The 14,233-nt window shown below is 67.4% G+C and carries 9 protein-coding genes; 8 read left to right on the top strand and 1 reads right to left on the bottom strand.

What is annotated here, in order from left to right:
* Positions 1–175: 175 nt before the first annotated feature.
* From FPL22_RS11435 to FPL22_RS11400, 8 genes are read left to right on the top strand one after another with little or no spacing between them, the layout of a single operon-like run.
* Entirely contained in the window at positions 176–2,608 is a 2,433-nt protein-coding gene (locus FPL22_RS11435; RefSeq protein WP_144230488.1) for a DUF3857 domain-containing protein, read from the top strand.
* 31 nt (positions 2,609–2,639) lie between these two features.
* On the top strand, positions 2,640–3,656 hold the full coding sequence (locus tag FPL22_RS11430) for an AAA family ATPase (RefSeq protein ID WP_144230487.1): 1,017 nt from the start codon (positions 2,640–2,642) through the stop codon (positions 3,654–3,656).
* A gap of 11 nt (positions 3,657–3,667) precedes the next feature.
* A complete protein-coding gene (locus FPL22_RS11425) occupies positions 3,668–4,648 on the top strand; it encodes a DUF58 domain-containing protein (RefSeq protein WP_144230486.1) in 981 nt (326 codons plus the stop codon).
* Between the two features lie 3 nt (positions 4,649–4,651).
* Positions 4,652–6,622: a BatA domain-containing protein gene (locus tag FPL22_RS11420; protein ID WP_144230485.1), complete on the top strand. Its 1,971-nt coding sequence runs from the start codon at positions 4,652–4,654 to the stop codon at positions 6,620–6,622.
* Positions 6,619–9,495 carry a hypothetical protein gene (locus FPL22_RS11415; RefSeq protein WP_144230484.1) on the top strand — a complete coding sequence of 959 codons (2,877 nt, stop codon included), beginning with the start codon at positions 6,619–6,621 and terminating at the stop codon, positions 9,493–9,495. Before FPL22_RS11420 ends, FPL22_RS11415 begins: the two co-directional genes overlap by 4 nt.
* 7 nt (positions 9,496–9,502) lie before the next feature.
* The gene (locus FPL22_RS11410; RefSeq protein ID WP_144230483.1) at positions 9,503–11,803 is read left to right on the top strand and encodes a hypothetical protein; all 2,301 of its coding nucleotides are present in this window, start codon (positions 9,503–9,505) and stop codon (positions 11,801–11,803) included.
* Between the two features lie 34 nt (positions 11,804–11,837).
* Entirely contained in the window at positions 11,838–12,584 is a 747-nt protein-coding gene (locus FPL22_RS11405; protein WP_144230482.1) for a DUF4159 domain-containing protein, read from the top strand.
* Entirely contained in the window at positions 12,581–13,300 is a 720-nt protein-coding gene (locus tag FPL22_RS11400) for a DUF4159 domain-containing protein (protein ID WP_162525281.1), read from the top strand. Before FPL22_RS11405 ends, FPL22_RS11400 begins: the two co-directional genes overlap by 4 nt.
* A gap of 12 nt (positions 13,301–13,312) precedes the next feature.
* Here FPL22_RS11400 and FPL22_RS11395 read toward each other — a convergent pair whose 3' ends face one another.
* Positions 13,313–14,059, bottom strand: coding sequence for a M48 family metallopeptidase (locus FPL22_RS11395; RefSeq protein WP_238991399.1), 747 nt, complete (start codon positions 14,057–14,059; stop codon positions 13,313–13,315).
* Positions 14,060–14,233 lie beyond the last annotated feature (174 nt).

Genomic DNA, 14,233 nt, shown 5'->3' with positions numbered 1-14,233 from the left:
TCCCCAAAGTTGCCAACACGTTATTCGCAAGGCCCATGACAACGATTTTACGACATAACACTTGCCGCACCGCCCGTCCCTCAATCTGCTTGCAACTCTTTCCCCGCCCGCGCCCCAACCCATGCCCCGGTTACGCTTCCCGCTGGTCTGTCTGGTTTTAATCACAGGTATCTCCATGCCTGTATTCGCCGCGCCCCGCGCCGTGATCGTCGTCGGTCTCGCCGCCGGCGAAACCCAGGCCGAGCGCCTCCAAACCCACGCGAAAACCCTGCGCGAGGGGTTTATTGCCCGCGGTTTCACGCCCTCTGCGGTCACCGTGCTCGGCACCTCCGGCGAACGGCTCCGGCGCGACGCCGTGCTCGCCGCGCTCAAACCCGACGCCCCATCCGCAGCCGACAACGAAACGTGGATCGTGCTCCTTGGCACTTCCGTCGCCCGTGGAGGTGAACTCAGCTTCCAAGTTTCCGGCCCGCGCCTCACAGCCGCCGATCTCACCACCACCGTCAAAGCCCTGTCCGGACGCACTTTTGTCGTCATCGCGACTCCCGCCAGCGGAGGTTTCCTGCCTCCATTGCTCGCGTTGCCCAACGTCGAAGCCGTCGCCGCCACCGCCGACAGCGGCGAGATCAACGAAACGCGTTTCGCCGACGCCTGGGCCGAATCCCTCGTGGCCACGCCCAAAGCCTCGTTCGCCGAGCTCGCCGACTCTGCCGCCAAACGCGTCGAAACTTACTACACATCGTCCTCGCTCGCCCAAGGCGAACACGCCCGACTCATCGACCGCACCGCCGGTCGTATCATCGAGGCGCCGTTCTCCAAGGCCGCCGCGCCCGCCCCCACTCCGGCCAGCCGTCCCGCCGGCCCCACGCCCGGTTTCTCCGTCGCCGACATCAACATCCCCAAGCCCGAGGACGACACCGAGATCACCCGCAAGCCCGCCACCGACGAAACCCGCGCCCTTCTCGCCGAGGCCCGCGACGCCGCCAAAAATTCCGCCTACGCCGCGCTCTATCTGCGCATGGACAACGAATTCGAGGTCTATCGTGACTTCGCCGTCCGCGAAAGCCATCGCCACCGCGTATTCCTCCGCACCGGCGAATCGCTCGACGAATTCGGCACATTGAACCTGCCTTCGAGTCCACCGTTCTACACCACCCGCCTGGAGGGCGTGCGCATCATCAAACCCGATGGGTCGCAGGTCCTCGTCAACCCGCGCTCCTACGACGAACGGCGCATCGCGGATAACAAGGAAGCCGACAACGCGCGCACCGAAAACCGTCCGACCGGCCCCTTGGCCCCGCCCGTCCTGCCGCTGCCCGAGGTTACCGCCGGCTGCATCGTCGAAGCAGCCTGGACAATCGAGCGTCACGGCCCGCGCGACACTCCGGAATTTTCAGAACAATGGTTCCTGGCGGAGCGTTACCCGATCCGCCTGCTCAATCTTCGCGTAGCCACCCCCAATGGCACACCGTGGACCGTCGTCGCCCCCAATCTGCCCAGCTACATCCAAGTCAACGGCACGCATGCCTGGACACTAACCGACCTCCCCGCCTTCGATCCCCGCGCCGGCGATCCGCCCTCCAGCCGCATCGCTCCGTGGGTCGGTGTGAGTTCACTCGCTTCGTGGGAATCTTTCGCCTCCTGGTATCAACGCATCGCCACCGGCAGCGACACCACCGGCCCCGGCATCGCGTTGCTCGCCGACGAAATCGCCCAAGCCCACCCCGACCGCGCCGGCCGTCTCCGCGCCGCCTACGAACGTGTATCCGCTCTCCGTTACGTCGCGATCGAACTCGGCGTAGGCGCCTTCCGCCCGCGCACGCCCGAACAGGTCTGGAAACAGCGCTACGGCGACTGCAAAGACAAAGCCAACCTCCTCGTCGCCGTCCTCGAAAAACTCGGCATCCCCGCCGAATTCTGCCTCGTCAATCGCTTCAGCCACACGTTCACCGACTGGCCGTCCTGGCAGTTCAACCACGCCCTCGCCCGCGTCCCCGCCGCACCGTCCGACGGACAACCCCACGATCTCTGGCTCGACACCACCGACCGCCTCGTGCCCTTCGGTATAGTCGCTCCGGGCGACCTCGGCCGCCACGCCCTCGCCTTCTCCCGCGACTTTTCCAAAGCCACCTTCTACGAAATCACCGCCGCGCAGGAGCCGTCGTCCGTCTGGAAAGAACTTTGGACTCCCGGCGCCGACAACCGCGCCACGCTCCTACTTGGAGCCGACGGTGCCGCCGACGTCGATCTGCGCCACCTCTTCCTTGATCTTTCGCCCGACCAACGCGCCCGCCGCCTGCAATCCCTGTATCCAACCAACGGATTCACTGTCACCCGCATCGAACTCGGCGATCCCTACGACCTCGCCGCGCCGTTTGTGGTGAAAGCCGAGGTCAACCTCCTGCGCGGCAAACTCCCGCCCCCTCTTTCCGTGCCGGGCCTCGCCGCTTTCTTCGCCACCGAAACCATTTCTCGTCCGATCTCGTGGGACGAGGGCCGAGCCACGCGGTTCGTCCACGCCAACGGCACGCTCGACCTGCCCGCCGGCCCGATCAGCCCCGAGGCCTATCCGGCATTGCGCGCCCGCTGGCTCGATTTTTCCCGCTAAGATTCTCCGAACCCACCCGTCTCTTATTTTTATGTCATCCTCCTCCGCCCCGTTGCCCGCCACCGACGAAGCCGACGTCGCCCTCCTCCGCGAGGTGCCGAAACTCTACGCCCGCCTTCAAGGCGAACTCTCCAAGCGCATCGTCGGCCAGGAAGAAGTCCTGCGACACCTCTTCCTCGGCCTGCTCGCCCAGGGTCACTGTCTCATGATCGGCGTCCCCGGCCTCGCCAAGACGCTCATCGTAAAAACCCTCTCAGAGGCCATCGATCTCTCGTTCAACCGCATTCAATTCACTCCCGACCTCATGCCGAGCGACGTGACCGGCTCCGAGATCATCGAGGAAAACGACCACGGCAAACGCGAGTTCCGCTTCATCGCCGGCCCCGTCTTCACGCAGCTGCTCCTCGCCGACGAAATCAACCGCGCCCCCGCCAAGACGCAGTCCGCCCTACTCGAAGCCATGCAGGAGCGCCGCGTCACCGTCGCCGGCCGCACCCGCGACCTGCCCGCGCCGTTCTTCGTTCTCGCGACCCAGAATCCCATCGAACAGGAAGGCACCTACCCGCTTCCCGAGGCGCAGCTCGACAGATTTTTATTCTGTCTCCACGTCGGCTACCCGACCGCGGCCGACGAGGTGCGTATCCTCCAATCCACTACGGGCGCCCCGCCCGCCGCCCTCGAAAAAGTCTGCACCGCCGAAACCCTCCTCGGCCTGCAACGCGCCGTCCGCCGCGTCCACGTGCCCGCCAGTGTCGCCGAATATGCCGTGCGTCTCGTTCACGCCACGCGTCCCAACAACGCCCTCGCGCCCGCCTCCGTGAAACGCTGCGTCCAGTGGGGCGCCGGCCCCCGCGCCTCGCAGGCCCTCGCCCTCGGCGCCAAGGCCGCCGCCGCGCTCGACGGACGCCTCAACTGCGCCGCCGAGGATGTTGCCGCCGCCGCCAACATCGTGCTGCGCCACCGCCTCATCCTCAACTACCGCGCCGAGGCCGACAACCTCACCGCCGACGTCATCATCGCCGACCTCCTCAAGGCCGTGAAAGCCTGAGCCGCGCCCTCATGGCCTTGATCAACCGAGCCTCCTCCGGCGTCGCACCCGTGCCGCCCGTGTCTCCGCACCTCATGCGGCGCATCGGCTACGCACCGCCGCCGATGCAACCGCTCGACATGGCCGAACTCGCCGCGCTCGGCACGTTGCCGCTGCGCGCCCGCCGACTCGCCGACGCCCTCGGCATCGGCGGACACACCAGCCGCCGCAAGGGCTCCAGCATCGAGTTCGCCGACTACCGCGACTACCAGATGGGCGACGATCTTCGCCGCGTGGACTGGCGGCTCTTCGCGCGCACCGACCGCCTCCACATCCGCGAGGCCCACGAGGAAACTCCCCTCCGCGTCGTGCTGCTCCTCGATGTTTCGCCGTCGATGGCCTACGCCAGCCGCAAGGGCGCTCTCAGCAAACTCGACTACGCCCGCGCCTTGCTCGGCGCACTCGCGTTACTCGTCCGCCGTCAGCGTGATGCCTGCGGCGCCGGCCTCATCTCCGACGATCTCGGCACGTGGCTGCCGCCATCCCGTTCGCCCGCACGCCTCCGCGCCATCTGGGGCCTGCTCGACAAGCCCGCGCCCGGCACCGAAACCTCGCTCGCCCACGCCTTGCACACCGTGCTCGAAGTCGCGCCGCGCCGCTGCCTCTTCATCGTCGCCAGCGATTTCTACGAAGATCCCACCGCGCTCACTCCGGTCATCCAGCGCCTGCGCCACGAGCATCACGACATGCTCGCCCTGCAAATCGCCGATCCCGCCGAAGTGGATTTCAACTTCCAAGACCCCGGCGTGTTCTTCGACATCGAAACCGGCTCCGAACTTCTGCTCGATCCCGCCGCCGCCGCCCGCGATTACCGCGCGAAATTCTCCGCCCACCGCACCGCCGTTTCCTCCACCGCCCGCGACTACGGTTGCGACGCCCTCGAGCTGCGCACCGACGAACCTCCGCTCGACGCCCTCCGCGCCTGCCTCGCCCGCCGCAACGGCCAACGCTGACCCATGAACTGGCTCAGCCCCAACTTCCTCCTCGCCGCCGCCGCGATCGCCCTGCCGCTCGTCCTTCACCTGCTGCGCCGCCGCGTCACCCGCACCGTGCCGTTTCCCGCGTTGCGTTTCTTGAAAACCAACCATCCCCGCGACCGCCGTCAGAATTTCTACCGCCGCCTTGTCCTCACGTTGCGCTGCCTCGTGCTCGCGTTGCTCGCCGCCGCCTTCGCCCGTCCGTTTTTCGGACAACCCGCCTCCACCTCCGCCCGCGCCACCGTCGTCGTCATCGACAACTCTTTCAGCCTCCAAGCACCCGACCGCTGGCCGCAGCTGAAAGACTGGGCCCGCCGCGAACTCGGCAATGCGTCCGCCGGCGACACCGTCGGCCTGCTTCTCATGAACCCGCGTCCGTCGTGGCTCGTGCCGCCCACCCGCGACACCGCCGCCGCCCTCGCCGCGCTCAACGATCTCCAACCCGGCTGGGAAACCACCCGCGCCGAACCCGCCTTGCGTCTCGCCGCCGACACCCTCGCCGCCTCCGCCGCCCGCACCCGTAAACTCATCTACCTCGGCGACCACCAGACGCTCGGCTGGGCCGGCACCGATTTCGCCCGCCACCTGCCCGCCGGCGTCTCCGCCGTCTTCCCTGAGAAACCCTCAGCACCGACCAAACAGCAAACCGCCCTACTTTCGCCCGCGCTCAGTCCGTCCGGCGACACGCTCACCGCCACCGTCGTCGTCCGCCACTTCGGCCCCGCCGCCCGCACCAACCTCCGCATCTTCGCCGGCGACACGAAGAACCCCCTTCACATCGAGACGCTCGATCTCGCCGCCGACGAAACCCGCACGGTCCGAGTCACGTTGCCCGCCGCCGCCGTGTTATCCACCGCGTGGATACGTTTCTCACTCGATACCGACGACCTTCCCGCCGACGACACCGTCTGGGCCCTCGCGCCATCCTCCGCCAGCGCCAAACGTCTCGTGCTGATTGATCCCGCACCCGCCGGTGCCGAAGCCGACTACGTTGCCACCGCCTGCAACACCCTCGCCACGCTCCCGCCCGAATTGCGCGTCTCGCCGATTCCCAATGTCGCCTGGCCCGCCCGCGCCGCCGCCGTCCTGCGCAACAACACTTCTTTCACCGGCGACGCCGCCACCCGCCTCGACGCGTTTCTCGCCGCCGGCGGTTCCGCGCTCATCTTCCTCGACGGCGGCGCCGACCAATTCACCTGGCTCGCCCGCCACGGCATCACGCCCGTCGCCCGCCCCGCCGCCGATGCCCGCGTGCGCGACTGGGCCGTCGATCATCCACTCGTCGCCCCGCTCGCCGCCGCCAACCTCCGCAGCCTTGTCGGCTGGTCGTTCAAACGCGGCTGGTCCCTCCCCGCCGACTCCGTCGAACCGCTCGCCTCGTGGTCTGACGGCGCTCCCGCCCTCGGCGAACTCCGCCTAGGCTCCGGTCGCGTGTTGATCGCCGGCTTCACCGCCGACCGCCGCGACGGCGAATGGCCGCTCGCCCCCGCCTTCGTTCCGTTCCTACACCGCGCCGTTCTGCACCTCCTCGAAACCGGCGCCATCGCCGTCAACGCCGCTGTCGTCGGCCAGCCGCTCACCCTGCCTGACGGCGAACCCGGCTCTTGGCGCGCCCTCGCCGGTCCTGCCATCGACCAGCCTCCCGCTACCGCCGGCGGCGCTCTAACGCCCCGCGCCCCGGGCGTTTACGAATGGACCCGCGGACGCGAGCGCACGCTCTACGCCATCAACGTCCCGCCCGAGGAAAGCGACCTCGCCGCCTGGTCCGAAGGCACGCCGTGGACCCAACTCGAATCCACCGAACGCGTCGCCCCTTCCGCCGCCGTCGAACGCCTCCAACTCGCCGACCAAGACGCCGAACAACAAAGCCCGCTCTGGTGGTGGTGCTTCGCCGCCATGGCCGTCTTCGCCCTCGCCGAACTCACCTTCGCCAACCGCACCACCCGATGAGCCAGACGCCCGACCACCTCGTCCGCACCCAGCACCGCCGCCGCCGTTACACGCTGCTCGTGTGGACGCTCGCCCTTGCCCTCATCGCCGCGGTCCTCGCCCTCGCGATCCATATCCGCTGGCTGCCTCCGTCCTTCGTCATCGGCCATTGGATCTTCGGCATTTCATCCGCCATCGCGCTGACAACCTGGTTCGCCCGCGCCCGCCGTCTCGATGAAAACCACGTCGCCCGCGACCTCGACACCGAGTGGCAGCTCAAAGCCCGCGTCGAGGCCGCCGCCGAACTCGCTTCCGACCGTTCCGCCCTCGCGGCCGCCCAGCGTGCCGACGCCGCTCAACGCCTCGCCGGCCGACGCCTGCCCCGCGCCCTCGCCTGGCACACCGGACAACTCACGCTCATCCTCGCGCTCATCTTCCTATTCATCGAATCCACTGTATTCACAATTCGGATATTCGCTAAACCGCCCGCCCCGCCGCCTCCGCCCGAAGACATCAGCGCCTCCATCGAATGGCGCGCTCCCGAGAGCGAACTCAAGGCCACCTCCATCGAGGAGATCCCCCTCGCCGCCTCCGCCGATACCCGCACCGGCTTCCGCTCCATGAGCTTGGAAATCTCCGTCAACGGCGAGCCGCGCCTCTCCCTCCCGCTCGACGCCGCGACGATAAAAACCCTCGCGAAGCCCGGCACCCACGCCGTCAAACTCCCGCTCTACCTCGACGAAATCTCCCCCGCCGAATTCGACATCGTCGCCTACCACCTCCGCGCCGACCGCGAAACCCGCGAGCCCGCCCCCGTCGTCACCTCTCCTCTTCAGTTCATCCAGATCCGTCCCGCCCGCGACGACGTCGAAAAACGCAAAGGAGGCGGAAAAACCGGCCAATGCGCCTCACTCATCGCCGCTCTCAAATCCGCCCAGCTGTCCCTGCTCAAACAAAACTTCCTCCTCGCCCACGCCTCCATTCCCAAAACCGCTCCGGCCTGGACCGACGCCAACACGTCCGTCGCCACCGACCAGGCCCTCCTCGCCACCAAGGCCGACGAGGTGCGAGCCTTCGCGATCACCGAACAGCTTCCCGCGCTCGTCGTGGACAACCTCACCCAGGTCGTTCCGTTGATGAATGAGGCCGCGAAGCTCATCGGCGCCGTCGAGAACGAAGCCGCCGCGCGTCCCCAAGGTCGCTCTCTCGCCCTCATCACCGAGATCGAAAAAATCCTCCGGAAAATCATCAGCGAAGGCGGCACCCCCGGCACCCCGCCTCCCCCGGCACCCGCCGATCCATTCAAAGACGCACAACGCTACAAGATGCCGCCGCGCAAGGACACCCCCGCCGGCCAGCTCGAACAACTCGCCAAAGATCAATCCGAACAGGCCGAAAAAACCGATCCATCTCCATCCTCCGGCGACAAAAAACCGCAGCCCTCCGCCGCCGAACAATCCGAGCTCGCCCGCCGCGCCGAGGAACTCGCCAAGAATCAGAAGCTGAGCGAGGCCGCGCAAAAAGCCGCCGCCCAAGCCGCCCGCGATGCCGCCGCCGCCGCCAACCAGCTCAAACAAGGCGACGTCTCCGCCGCCCGCGCCCCGGCCCAAGCCGCCGCGCAAACCCTCCGTGACGCCGCCGCCGCCCAGGAAAAAGCCGGACGCGACGCCGCCCGTGCCGCCCTCGAAGCCGCCCGCCGCGCCCTCAACGAAGCGGCCCGCGAACCCAACGCCGCCGCCCGCGCCGAAAAAATCGACGCCGTCGCCCGCCAACTCCACGAAGCCGCCATCGAACAACAGCAATCCGGTTCCGCCGAGGCCGCCCGCCAGCTCGAAGCCGCCGCTCGCGAAGCCGCGAAAGCCGCCGAAGCCGCCCGCAAAGGCACCGACTCCGGCCCTCAACCCGGCGACAAACCCGGGGACCAACCGGGCAACGTGTCCCCATCCGACCAGCCCGGCAACAAGCCTGGCACGCAACCGGGTGATCAACCCGGCCAACGTCCCGGCGGAGACAAACCGGGCGATCAACCCGGTGACAAGCCAGGCACACAACTCGCCCCCGACCCCAAGGGCGACCAAGAGCTGACCGTAAACCTCCCCGGCGCCGGCAAACAACCCGGCGAAGGTAAAGGCGAAGCGCTTGGCAAGGAGCCCGGACAAGGCGACGGTCCCGGCGAAAAATCCGATCCCAACGGTCAGGGCCAGGGACAACAACCCGACTCCAAAGGCCAGGGTCAGGGACAAGGCCAGGGTGAAGGCAAAGGCTCCGGTCAAACCCCCGGCACCCAACCCGGCTCCGGCGGCACAGGTTCAGGTTCTGGCTCGGGCCCAGGTTCCCAACCCGGTTCGGGATCAGGGTCTGGCTCTGGGCCAGCTTTGCGTCTCACGCCCGTCGAAAAAGCCGCGCAAGCCGCCGCCACCGCCCAAGTCGCCCTCTCTGATCGCACCGAGGCCGCCAATCGCGCCGCCCGCCAACTTCTGCGCGGCTCCGGCGAAGGCGCGGGCAGTGGCTCCGGTTCCGGCCCCGGCCAAGGCGAGGGCACCAGCCCCGGCGGCGCGTCCCGTCCGGCCACCGACATCCGCACCGCCGAACTCATCCTCGGTGCGCAACTCGCAAACGCCGTCGTCAACACGACCGAGTCCGCCCAACACGCCAACACGATCATCAACACCTTCCGCCCCACGAATAAATTCGCCCACGTCGTCATGACCCCCGAGGTCCGCGCCGCCGTCGATCATCTCCGCCTCCTGCTCGCCGCCGCCGTCTCCGACGACAAACGCGACGAGACCGTCCGCCGCTTCAACCCCGAGGACCTCGACCCTGCCTATCGCGAAGCCATCGAGTCCTACTTCGAACGCCTCTCCCGCGAAGCGACCGCCAAGCCACGCCCTTAAACCTTCCGTGTCTTCTTCCGTCACCACCTTCTCCTGGCGCTTCGGCGGCCCGCTCGCCGATCTCCCGCCCGCGCTCGCGTGGTCGATCCTCGGCGCAGTCGGCATCGCCGGACTCGTCTGGATCATCGTCAACTACCGCCGCACGCTCGTCACACTCACGCCCCGCCGTCGCGCCGCCCTCACCGGCTTGCGCGTCGCCCTCTGGCTGATCCTCCTGCTCGCCCTCGCCGGCCCCACGCGCATCGAGCGCACTTACGCGCAAAAACAAACCCGCCCCCTCGCCGTCGTCCTCGATCGTTCCGACAGCATGACCGCCGCCGACAACCGCGGCACCCGCCGCGCCGACGACGCCCTCCGCCGCTGGCGCGCCCTCGCCCCCGCCGCCCAAAAAACCTTCGGCGACCCCAAGGTCTTCGCCTTCGCCGACGACTTCACCACCCTCTCCTCGCCCGACGACACGGCCTCGCTGAAGACCGGCCGCACCCGCGTGTTCCGTTCGCTGCAAAGCACCCTCGACGCCGCGCCTCCCGGCGGCTGGGGCGCCGTCGTCCTCCTCACCGACGGTCTCGACACCAGCGGCGAAGACACCAAGGCCGCCCTCGATAAATCCGTCAGCACCGCACTCGCGGCCGCCACGCCCGTCTTCTCCCTCGCCGGCCGCAACCGTTTCGCGGGCGGCGAATTTCTCACTCTCCGCGATCTCACCGTTCCGTCGCAGGTGCCGCCGCGCTCGCAATTCACCTTCGAGCTCACCCTCGAAAGTTTCCAATCCGCCGCCCGCGCCGTTCCCGTCCGTTTGCGCGTCGGCAACCAATGGCGCCCCGCCGAACTCCTCGCGCTCCCCGCCGGTCGTCGCGCCGTGACGTGGTCAGCCGACATCGCCGCCGGCGCTCCCGGCAATCTCCCGCTCGAACTCGTCATCGGCGAAGGCGCCTCCGCCGTCTCCAGCCGTTCCGAGGTGCGTATCGCCGCTCCGGATACCACGCGCATCCTCTACTACCAAGGCTCACTCGATTGGGGCTACCGCTTCCTCTCCGACATCCTCCGCCGCGACCCCGCCTTCGCCCTCACCCCCATCTTTAACCTCGCCCCCGAGGGCACCCCGCGTTCGCGCACCGCCCCGCCTGGCGCGTTGCCCGACCTCCCCGACACCGCCGCCGGACTCGACGCCTACGATGTCGTCGTCCTCGCCAACGCCGCTGCTTCCCAATTCAGCGACGCGCAACAGGCCGCCCTCACCGCCTGGGTCCGCGCCGGCGGCGTGCTGCTCTTCCTCGCCCCCGACGACGACGCCACCCATGGCTACTCCGGCTCCGAGATGGAGCGCATGCTCCCCGTCGTCTTCACCGGCGACCGCATCGAAAACGACAACGACGCGGCCACCGCCGATTTCCGCCGTCGCATTTCCCAATTCAGCGGCGGCGCCCACGGCGGCACCGAAGCCGCCTTCGCCAGCCAGGCCAAACGCGTTCGCGGCGCCCCCGCGCTCTCCGCCTTCGCCTGGGTGCCCGAGGCCGCCGGCCTCCTTGGTGCCGACACCGTCGCCGCCACCCCGCGCTTCGCCAACTTCGCCCGCGTCGAACGCGCCAAACCCGGTGCCACCGTCCTCGCCCGCCACCCCTCCGAAAAGTCCGCCGACGGCTCCGGCGCCATCCTCCTCGCCCTCCAGCGCTACGGTCGCGGACAAAGCGCCGTCCTCACCAGCGACGCCCTCTGGCGTTGGAAGCTCAACCAGCCCAGCAAAGAACGCGGCGTCGAAGTCTTCTGGCAAAACCTCCTCGCCTGGCTCGCTCGCGAACGCCCGCGCGGCCCGCATTTCGAGCGCACTCCGCTCACCGCCGAAACCGGACGCGAGGTCATTCTCCGCACCGCCGGCGGCCGCAACCCGCGCCTCACCGCTCAACTCGAAAACTCGCCCGCCATCACCCTGCCCGCCACCGCTCAACCCAACGGTTCCCGCCAGCACACGTGGACTCCCGCCTCGCCGGGCCTTTGGTTGCTCACGCTCACCGACGCCGACAACCGCACCGTCCGCCACTGGTTGTCCGTGAGCAACGCCCTGCCCGCCGGCGAAAACTCCGGCCTCCCGCCCGACGAATCCCTCCTCCAGGAGCTCGCCCGCCGCACCGGTGGCTCCGTCCTCGAAAATACCGCGCCCTCAGCGTGGCTTCCCGCCGCCCACGAAACCGGCGCCGACCTCCTCCGCGAACAACGCACGCCCCTCTGGCACGGCGGCGCACTTCTCGCCGTCCTGCTCGCCCTCTACGCCGCTGAGCTCCTCCTCCGCCGTCGCTGGCAATTGCTCTAAGCCCGCGTTTCTGCCAACTTCTCCCCGCACGCTCATGAACCGCAAAGCCTTCATCAACACCTTCGCACTCGGCGGCGTGTCGTTGCTCGCCCGTCCCGCGTTCAGCCAGCAAGCCTCCGCCGCATCCGCGATCAAGACCGGTTCGCTCCTCCCGTGGGCCCGCGTCCGTTTCCGTGCGCGCCAAGCCGATGACAAAGATTGGGGCGTCCACCCGCACGGCGATCTCAACCTGATCGACCACCTCACGACCAACACCACGCTCAACATCGCCCGCAAGTGGAACGTCGCCGACGTCGCCTCGCTCGAAGACCTCACGGCCTATCCGTTTATTTTCATGCACGGCGAACTCCCGCCCGTGCTCACCGACACCGAACGTGCCAACCTTCGCGAATACCTCCTGCGCGGCGGCTTCCTCTTCGCCGAGGACTGTGTGATCGGCCAGGGCAACCTCGGCCAGAGCCGTCTCAATGATTTCTTTTTCCGCCACATGGCCGAGACCGAACTCACCCGCATCGTTCCCGAGGCGAAACTCGTCCGCCTGCCCAACGATCACCCCGTCTTCCACACGGTCTTTGATTTCCGCGACGGTATCCCTCACATGCAAGGCACGCCGCACGGCCTGCACGGGCTCATGCTCAACGGACGCATCATCGCCCTGCTCAGCCCGAGCGACATCCACTGCGGCTGGACCAACGGCGACCAATGGTTCGGCCGCGGCTCCGCTCTCCGCGCCATGCAGATGGGCGCCAACATCTACGCCTTCGCGATGACGCAGACATGAGCGCCGTCCTCCGCTCGCTGCTCGTCCTGATCCTGCTTTCCGCCACCGCGCTTCACGGCGAATCTTCGCCCGCCACCACCTCCCCGCGGGGTGGCCGCGTAGGCTGGGCCCGCCTCATCAGCGACGATCCCGAATGGGAGCGCCACACGCGCAGCGACAACAATCTCTCCGACTACATCAAGACCCGCACCAGCCTGAACCTCGATCCCGTCTGGCACACCGCCACGCCCACCCGCCTCGACGACCTCGCGCTCTACCCGTTCATTTTCTCCACCGGCCTCGCCACGATCCGCGATCCGCTCCGTCGCAAAAACCTCGCCGAATACTTGGATCGCGGCGGCTTCCTGCTCGTTGATTCCTGCATCAACCGCAACGTAACGCCCGATCCCGACGTCTTCCTCGCCGACAACACCGCGCTCTTCCGCGCAATTCTTCCCGGCTGCGCCGTCAAACCCCTCGCAACCGACCACGAGATCTACCGCTGCTTCTTCACGCTAAAGGAAGTCCCGCCCCACACCTACCACGACGCCATCCACGACCCGCGCTGGGCGAGACACCCGCTCTACGGTGTATTCAATTCTTCAGGACGCCTCTGTTCGGTCATCAGCCTGAGCGGACTCCAATGCGGCTGGGACCGCATGATCGCCCCCGCCGGCCACACCGAGCAGTGCATGCAGATGGTCGTGAACATCTACGTCTACGCCATGACCCGCTAGGGCATGTCCAAGTTACAGCCCCAGCAGCGATCCGTTCCGCTTGAGCCACTTTTCGGCCTCGCGCCAGTCCGGACACACTTCCTCGACCCGCGCCCAGAAACGATCCGAGTGGTTCATCTCCTTAAGATGCATCAGCTCGTGGTAAATGATGTAGTCGCGCACAAAGTCCGGCGTCTGGATCAATCGCCAGTTGAGCGAAATCCCGCCATCGGCCGAACATGAACCCCACCGCGTGCGCTGGTTGCGCACCGACACCGCGCTCACCGCCATACCCGTGATCGCCGCCAGCTCCCACGTCCGTGCCGCCAGTTCGGCTTTCGACAAACGCAGAAAATGCGCCTCGAGGGTCGGCCTTAAATCGCCCTCGAGCTTCAGCACGCGAAACACATCTGACGCGATGCACACCTGCGGACGCTCCCCGTCGCTCGCCTTGCGGATCTCGCTCATTTCTCCGCGCCACAACACATGCGCGCCCAGGTTCCACAACGTCGCTCCACGCGGCTTATGTTTCTGCCGTTCACGGGCGCGCTCCAGCCAGTCGCGGTGTTCCTCGACGAAGGCCTTTGCCTCACGCTCGCTGCCGCGTAGTGGAATAATGGCTACAGCAGTCCCGTCTTTTTTGAGCGTGAGCCGGTAACGCGTCGCCTTGGCACTGCGCTCAAAAATGACGTCGGGCCTTTCAGTCGGCGCCTCCACTCCGGCGTCCGAATTGGAACCGCCAAAAAAATCAAAGAAACTGGGTTGCTCGGCCTCGCTCACGTTTGAGCCGCGAGTAAACGCATCCCCCCGCCCGGCGCCAGATCGTTGTTTCACCACTGCCCACCCGCAGCCAGATCACCGCACCCGGCCACAGTCACATTGCCTGTTTTCAGCCCCTTTTTTTAAAGGCCAACCCCAATCCTATTTGTAACTTAATAAGTTACAAACATTCAT

The sequence above is a fragment of the Rariglobus hedericola genome (genome assembly GCF_007559335.1).
Classification (GTDB): domain Bacteria; phylum Verrucomicrobiota; class Verrucomicrobiia; order Opitutales; family Opitutaceae; genus Rariglobus; species Rariglobus hedericola.
The sequence above is the reverse complement of the archived record's forward strand: the minus strand, read 5'-3'. Positions and strand labels throughout refer to the sequence as shown.

Bases quoted from the DNA above. Each gene is read 5' to 3' on its own strand.
- FPL22_RS11435 (WP_144230488.1), top strand. From the start codon at position 176: ATGCCTGTATTCGCCGCGCCCCGCGCCGTGATCGTCGTCGGTCTCGCC.
- FPL22_RS11430 (WP_144230487.1), top strand. From the start codon at position 2,640: ATGTCATCCTCCTCCGCCCCGTTGCCCGCCACCGACGAAGCCGACGTC.
- FPL22_RS11425 (WP_144230486.1), top strand. From the start codon at position 3,668: ATGGCCTTGATCAACCGAGCCTCCTCCGGCGTCGCACCCGTGCCGCCC.
- FPL22_RS11420 (WP_144230485.1), top strand. From the start codon at position 4,652: ATGAACTGGCTCAGCCCCAACTTCCTCCTCGCCGCCGCCGCGATCGCC.
- FPL22_RS11415 (WP_144230484.1), top strand. From the start codon at position 6,619: ATGAGCCAGACGCCCGACCACCTCGTCCGCACCCAGCACCGCCGCCGC.
- FPL22_RS11405 (WP_144230482.1), top strand. From the start codon at position 11,838: ATGAACCGCAAAGCCTTCATCAACACCTTCGCACTCGGCGGCGTGTCG.
- FPL22_RS11400 (WP_162525281.1), top strand. From the start codon at position 12,581: ATGAGCGCCGTCCTCCGCTCGCTGCTCGTCCTGATCCTGCTTTCCGCC.